The 4698-nt window shown below is 71.3% G+C and carries 3 protein-coding genes; 2 read left to right on the plus strand and 1 reads right to left on the minus strand.

Going from position 1 to position 4698, the window contains the following annotated elements; genetic code table 11:
• The first annotated feature begins 294 nt into the window (after positions 1 to 294).
• Both G5C60_RS49490 and G5C60_RS49495 read left to right on the plus strand, forming a co-directional pair.
• Positions 295 to 1323, plus strand: coding sequence for an ATP-binding cassette domain-containing protein (locus G5C60_RS49490; protein ID WP_165270683.1), 1029 nt, complete (start codon positions 295 to 297; stop codon positions 1321 to 1323).
• Positions 1320 to 2135: an ABC transporter permease gene (locus G5C60_RS49495; RefSeq protein ID WP_165270685.1), complete on the plus strand. Its 816-nt coding sequence runs from the start codon at positions 1320 to 1322 to the stop codon at positions 2133 to 2135. The genes G5C60_RS49490 and G5C60_RS49495 overlap by 4 nt, the downstream gene beginning before the upstream one ends.
• Positions 2136 to 2194: 59 nt before the next feature.
• Here the strand turns inward: G5C60_RS49495 and G5C60_RS49500 are convergent.
• Positions 2195 to 4698 (minus strand): ATP-binding protein (locus G5C60_RS49500; RefSeq protein WP_165270687.1); only part of this gene is annotated, 2504 nt, incomplete at its 5' end.

The raw sequence follows: 4698 nt of genomic DNA on the forward strand, positions 1-4698 counted from the left end.
GTGGGTCGGTGCGTCGTATGCCCGTCGCGTAGGTTCGGTCTCAGGTCACCAGGGCCGTGTACCGACACCGGGCCGTATGCCCACCCTGCGACGGGCTGACGCACCGACCCACGACCCCGCACCCCCCACCGGACCCCAGGGGCGCGGGGAACGGCGCGACCAGCCACCAACCCACCCGCACCCAACAACGAACCCAAACTGCTCAACCGCCGGAGGCAACCCGCCGACAACGAACCCAAACCCCTATCGGCGCGATGTCGGTGGTTTGTCAGTGGCACCTGACACCTTGGCGGCATGACGCGAATCGACAACAAGCCCAGCGCCCGCGCACGGAGCGCGGTCACCGTACGGGGGCTGGTCAAGCACTACGGCGAGACCAAGGCACTGGACGGCGTGGACCTGGACGTACGAGAGGGCACCGTAATGGGCGTGCTCGGACCGAACGGCGCCGGCAAGACCACCCTCGTACGGATCCTGTCCACCCTCCTCGCCCCCGACGCGGGCCACGCCACCGTCGCCGGCTACGACGTCGTACGGCAGCCCCGGCAGCTGCGCAGGGTGATAGGGCTCACCGGCCAGTACGCCTCCGTCGACGAGAAGCTCCCCGGCTGGGAGAACCTCTACATGATCGGCCGCCTGCTCGACCTGCCCCGCAAGGAGGCACGCGCGCGTGCCGACGAGCTGCTGGAGCGGTTCTCGCTGACGGATGCCGCCAAGCGGCCCGTGAGCACGTACTCCGGCGGCATGCGGCGGCGGCTCGATCTCGCCGCCTCCATGATCGGACGGCCCGAGGTGCTGTTCCTCGACGAGCCGACCACCGGGCTCGACCCGCGCACCCGCAACGAGGTCTGGGACGAGGTCAAGCGGATGGTCGGTGAGGGTGTCACCGTGCTGCTCACCACCCAGTACATGGAGGAGGCCGAGCAGCTCGCCTCCGAGCTGACCGTCGTGGACCGCGGCAAGGTCATCGCGAACGGTGCCATCGACGAGCTGAAGGCCAGGGTGGGAGGACGGGCGCTGCGGGTGCGGCCCGCCGATCCGCTGGAGCTGCGCCCGCTGGCCGCCGCCCTCGACGAGCTCGGCATCACCGGGCTCGCCACCACGACCGTCGACGCCGAGCGCGGTGACGTACTCGTCCCCATCCTCAGCGACGAGCAGCTCACCGCGGTCACCGGCGCCGTCGTCGCGCACGGCATCACGATCGCCTCGATCACCACCGAACTGCCCAGCCTGGACGAGGTGTTCCTGTCCCTCACCGGCCACCGCGCCAGTGCCCCGCAGGACGCCGTGCCCACCGACGTACGCGAGGAGGTCGCCGTATGAGCGCCGCCACTGCCACAGCCGTAAACGCCGACGCCCGTATCTCGCTGCGCGGCCACCTCCGTCACACGGGCGCGCTGACCCGGCGCAACCTGCTGTGGATCCGGCAGGACCCCGAGTCGATGTTCGACGCGGTGCTGTTCCCGGTGATCTTCACCCTGCTGTTCGTGTATGTCTTCGGCGGCTCCATCGGGCAGTCGCTGGGCGGCGGACAACAGGCGTACGTGCAGTACGTCATCCCCGGGCTGCTGGCCATGATGGGGATGAACATGGCCCAGGGCGTGGGCACCGGGTTCAACACGGACTTCAACTCCGGGGTCATGGACCGCTTCCGTTCCCTGCCGATCGGGCGCGGCTCGGTGTTGGTCGCCAAGATCGTGGTGGAGATCATGAGGATGCTCGTCGCGTGCGTGATCCTCATGCTGGTGGCCGTGCTGGTGGGCTTCGACATCACCCACTGGCCGGGGCTGTTCGCCTCCGTGGGGCTGGCCACCCTGTTCGGCTCGGCGCTCATGTGGGTGTTCCTCACCCTCGGCGTGACGATGAAGAGCGCGCAGTCGGTGCAGGCGATGGGCTTCCTGGTGCTGATGCCGCTGCAGTTCGGCTCGTCGATCTTCGCGCCGACCGCCTCGATGCCGGGCTGGCTGCAGAACTTCACCGAGTACAACCCGCTGTCCGCGCTCGCCGACGCGGCGCGCGGACTGATGGTGGGCGGTCCGGTCGCACACGGACTGTGGGTGACGCTGGCCTGGACGGTGGGTCTCACGGCGGTGATGGCGCCGGTCGCCATCCACAAGTTCCGTACGAAGAACTGACCGGCCGGCCCGTTCGACGTCGGTGCCCGTCAGATCGGTGCACGTCAGATCGGTGCGCGTCAGACCAGGGCGGCGGCCTCCTCCGGGGAGAGGCCGCCGCCCTCCGCGTACGCCGACTCGTAGGCCTCGTCGCCGAGTACGGTGCGCAACGCCCGCGTGGCCCTGCCGTGAATCTCGCGCTCGACACACGGCGCGGCATAGCCGGGCGGCAACAGCGCGTCCCCGGCTCCGAGACAGCGAGCGCCGTCACGGGCGCGGCTGCCGCCGTCGACGGCGGCGAGGGCGATCGCGGCGATGTGCAGGTACATGGTGCGCATGTGGGGGGCGATGGCCTGGGACAGCGAGTCCCCTGCCCGCTCCAGCGCCCTGCGGATCTTGTCCAGGCACACCTCGTAGCAGCCGTCCAAGGCCTCGATCCAGGCCTCCGAGCCGAGGATGAAGGCGTCGAAGACGACGAAGTGGGCGATGGCGAACTCCTCGCGCACCATCCGGAGTTGCTCACGGGCCTCGGGAATGCGGCCGGCCATGCCTAGCCGGGCGGCGAGGAACATCCGGGCGGCGGGCATCGCGTCGTTGCGTACGCCGTCCTGCCCGGCGATCACCTCGCGCAGCAGGTGTTCGCCGCGCTCGTCGTCCCCGGTCTCGATCAGCGCGCTGCCCAGGCGGGCGTTCAGTACCGCCACCTGGGCCCGGGCCCCGAGCTGTTCGGCGCGCTCGATCGCCGCCTCGTAGGCGGTGGCGGCCGCCCCCCACTCGCCCTTGCGTTCGTGGGCCTCGCCGCGGGCGGAGAGGGCCTCGGCGGTACCCCACAGGTCACCGAGACGCTCGTAGATCTCCAGCGATTCGTCGGCGTCGCGGGTGGCGTCGCCCGCCCACTCGCTGCGGTTGGCGAGCAGGTTGGCGCGGAACTGCAGGCTCGAGGCGAGCTCCCACTCGAAGCCGGGTGTGCTGCGGGAGGTCCGCACGGTGGCCTCGATGATTCGGCGCAGCCGCTCGATGTCCCCGGTGAGCATGACGGCGTAGACCCAGAAGAAGCCGGGGATGCGGCAGGTCTGCGGCAGGCCCGGCTCGTAGGTGCCGGCGACGGCGCGGAGCTTCGCCTGCCCCTGCGGGGTCTGCCAGGTGTCCAACTCCGTGTCCATGCAGGCGAGTTGGACGAGGTGGACACCGCGACGGGCCTCTTCGAGGACCTCGCCGTTCCATGGGGGTGGGCTGTCCGTGCAGCGCTCCCACACGGGTTCGGCGGCGCGGACCGGTTCACCGAAGGGGTCGGGACCGAGAGCCTGGACCTCGCGGGACCAGTTGCGGGCCTCGATGCGCAGGTCGCGCATCTGCCAGTACCAGGCCAGCGACAGGATCAGGCACAGCGCTTCCTGCTCGTCCCGGTCGGCGACGGCGCGGCGCAGGGCGGTACGCAGGTTCTCGTACTCGCGTTCCAGGCGCTCGATGGCGGCGAGTTGTCCGGGGCCGCGCAGCAACGGGTCGGTGGTGCGGGCGAATTCGCGGTAGTACGTCAGGTGCGCGCGCTCGGCCCGCTCGCGCTGCCCGGCCTCGTCGAGCCGTTCGCCCGCGTACTCGGCGACGGTCTCCAGGAGCCGGTAGCGCATCTCGCCCTTTTCCCCCGAAGGGGTGGCGACGACCAGGGACTTGTCGACGAGCGAGCCGAGCGCCTCCAGGGCGGCGGGTCCGCACACCGCCTCGGCGGCGGCGAGGTCGCAGCCGCCGGCGAAGACGGACAGCCGCCGCAGCACGTCCCGTTCGCCCTCGTTCAGCAGCTCCCAGGACCAGTCGACGACGGCCCGGAGGGTCTGCTGGCGGGGCAGGACAGTACGGCTGCCGGAGGTGAGCAGCCGGAAGCGGTCGTCGAGCCGGTCGGCGATCTGACGTGGTGTCAACATCCGTAGTCGGGCGGCGGCGAGCTCGATGGCGAGGGGGAGGCCGTCGAGGCGGCGGCAGATCTCGGCGCAGGCGTCGGGATCGTCCGTCACCAGGAATCCGGGCCGGGCCGCGGCGCCCCGGTCGGCGAGCAGCCGCAACGCGACCGGCTCGGGCAACGGCTCCACGGGCCGCAGCAACTCCCCCGGTACGCCGAGGGGTTCGCGGCTGGTGGCCAGTACCGTCAGCTCCGGGCAGCGCTCCAGCAGCTCCTCGACGAGCCGTGCGGCGGCGTCGACGACGTGTTCGCAGTTGTCGAGGATCAGCAGCATGCGCCGCTTGCCGCAGTGCTCGGCGAGCCGCTCGACCGGGTCGTCGTGCCGGTCGGATCCGGCGCGCATGGCCTCCGCCCCGGCGCCGTACAGCACGGTCTCGCGGGCGCCGACGGCGGTGAGTACGGCCTCCGCGACGGCGTCCGGACCGTCGACGGGCGCGAGCTCGGCCAGCCACACCCCGTCGGGCAAGGCCGGCGCCACGCTCTCCGCCGCCTCCTGCGAAAGGCGCGTCTTCCCGGCCCCGCCGGGCCCGAGCAAGGTGACAAGCCGCGCCGACCCCAGATCCTCCCCGATGGCCTCGATGTCACTGTCCCGCCCGACGAAGGAGGTGAGGCGGGCACGGAGGTTGCCCG

It is taken from the genome of Streptomyces scabichelini (assembly GCF_011045015.1).
Classification (GTDB): Bacteria; Actinomycetota; Actinomycetes; order Streptomycetales; family Streptomycetaceae; genus Streptomyces; species Streptomyces scabichelini.

Bases quoted from the DNA above. Each gene is read 5' to 3' on its own strand.
- G5C60_RS49490 (WP_165270683.1), top strand. From the start codon at position 295: ATGACGCGAATCGACAACAAGCCCAGCGCCCGCGCACGGAGCGCGGTC.
- G5C60_RS49495 (WP_165270685.1), top strand. From the start codon at position 1,320: ATGAGCGCCGCCACTGCCACAGCCGTAAACGCCGACGCCCGTATCTCG.